General features: G+C 55.8%; 1 protein-coding gene. It reads right to left on the bottom strand.

From position 1 onward, the window contains the following. Positions 1 to 172: 172 nt before the first annotated feature. Positions 173 to 1,867 carry a phospho-sugar mutase gene (locus tag AB5164_RS10070; RefSeq protein WP_368143334.1) on the bottom strand — a complete coding sequence of 565 codons (1,695 nt, stop codon included), beginning with the start codon at positions 1,865 to 1,867 and terminating at the stop codon, positions 173 to 175. Between the last annotated feature and the right edge of the window lie 247 nt (positions 1,868 to 2,114).

The raw sequence follows: 2,114 nt of genomic DNA, 5'->3' as shown, positions 1-2,114 counted from the left end.
CGCGCGGCAAGGAGATATATTGCCAGACCGGAGGGGCCCGGGGGGCGGGAATCTGTGCGTACACATTTCCTACACATATAAGTACTCTCGGCTGACTGGTTAAAAACAGGAGGGGACCTCACATCCGAGATCCCCTCTTTCGCCCATCTATAGCAATAGACTCTTAAATACCTTATGCCAGCAGCTTGCGACCGGACTCCTCGATCGCGTCAAGTGCTGCATCTGCCTCGGCGGCATCCGCGCCCTTAGCGAAGATGTACAGCTTAATCTTGGGCTCGGTGCCGGAAGGACGAACAATACCCTTGTTGCCACCCTCAAGATCGAACTCAATAACATTAGCCTTCGGCAGGCCGTTCACGCAGGTGTTGTAATCCACGACGGCCTCAATCTTGGAACCGGCGAGCTCCGCGGGCGGGTTCTCGCGCAGACCAGCCATGATGCCGGCCATCTTTGCCGCACCCTCAGCGCCCGGATAGCTCAGCGAAATCGTCTTGTTGTGATAGTAGCCATACTTCTCGTACAACTCGTGCATCGCATCGGCAAGGTTCTTGCCCTGGAGCTTGTAATACTGCGCCATCTGGCAAATCAGAAGCGAAGTGCTCACGGCGTCCTTGTCGCGCACGTGGTCGCCGGCCAGATAGCCGTAGCTCTCCTCAAAACCGAAGATAAAGCGATCGACCTCGCCAGCATCGGAAAGCGAGGTAATGATGTCACCGATGTACTTGAAGCCGGTCAGGCAGCGACGGAGCTCAAACCCATACTCCTCGGCTAGAGCATCGACCATAGCGGAAGAAACAATGGTAGTAACCGCGACCTTCTTGGTGAGATCCTCACCGCGGGCAGCACGGGTCTTGCAGATATAATCGAGCAGCAGAACGCCCATCTCATTGCCAGTCAGCAGCAGATAGTCATCGCCATTCTTAACGGCAACGCCAACACGGTCGGCGTCGGGATCGGTTGCAAGCAGCAAATCAGGGTGAACCTGCTCGCAGAGATCGATGCCCTTCTGCATGGCCTGACGGATCTCGGGGTTAGGATACGGGCAGGTCGGGAAATCGCCGTTAGGCTCCTTCTGCTCGGGAACAACCGTGACATCGGTGATGCCAGCGCGCTCGAGCACCGTCGTAACAGGAATGAGGCCAGTGCCGTTGAGCGGAGTGTAGACGAGCTTAAGCGGAGCGCTAGCGATCTCCTCGGCAGAAAGGTTAGTCACGCCGCGGGCGAGAACGGCGTCGTAATAACGCTCGAGGCACGAGTCATCGATCCATTTGACCAGACCCTGCTCAAGAGCCTCATCGAAGTCCATGGACTTCACGCCGGTGAACGTATCGGTCTCGGCGATAGCCTTAGAAATTGCATCGGCGGCCTCGCTGGTGATCTGGCAGCCGTCGGGACCATAGGCCTTATAGCCGTTATAAGGCGCCGGATTATGACTAGCGGTCATGCAAATGCCACCGGAGCACTTAAGGTCGCGGACGGCCCAGGAGAGCGTCGGCACAGGAGAAATCTTGGGATACACGAGGGCAGTCACGCCGTTTGCTGCAAGAATGGCAGCCGTCGTCTTGACGAACAGCTCACCTTTATTGCGGCTATCACGAGCGATGGCGACCGTCGGATGCTCGAAGGTCGCATTGAGGTAGTCAGCAAATCCCTGGGTCGCACGACCGACCGTATAGATATTCATACGGTTAGTGCCCGCACCGATAGTACCACGAAGGCCGGCAGTACCGAAGGCGAGATCCTGGAAGAAAGCGTCGGTGATGGCGTCCTCATCACCCTGCTCCTTCATCGTGTTAAGCTCAGCGAGGAGCTCCTCGTCCTTGACATTGGCAATCCAAGTATCAAGCAGCTCATGAACATCTGCCATATGAGTCCTTCCGTCACATTCAATAAAACGACCCGTGTAAAACAGGACAAGCGCAGCAGTGCGCTAAAGCAAATATTAGTCCATTGAGAACAAAGAACCGACCAAAGAACGGTGAACGTCTATATTCAGCGGTGGATGATTAAATTGATTTAATTGCATAAGGAATGTTGCGCACAAACGCAAAAAAGGGGGAGGCCGCGAGGCCTCCCCCTTCCAAGTTCGATGACGGCTCGGTGCCGTCCACCGG

Origin of the sequence: Collinsella aerofaciens (assembly GCF_040915425.1) — a bacterium.
GTDB lineage: Bacteria > Actinomycetota > Coriobacteriia > Coriobacteriales > Coriobacteriaceae > Collinsella > Collinsella aerofaciens_BW.
Note: the sequence above shows the minus strand (reverse complement) of the source record. Positions and strands in the feature narration are given on the sequence as shown.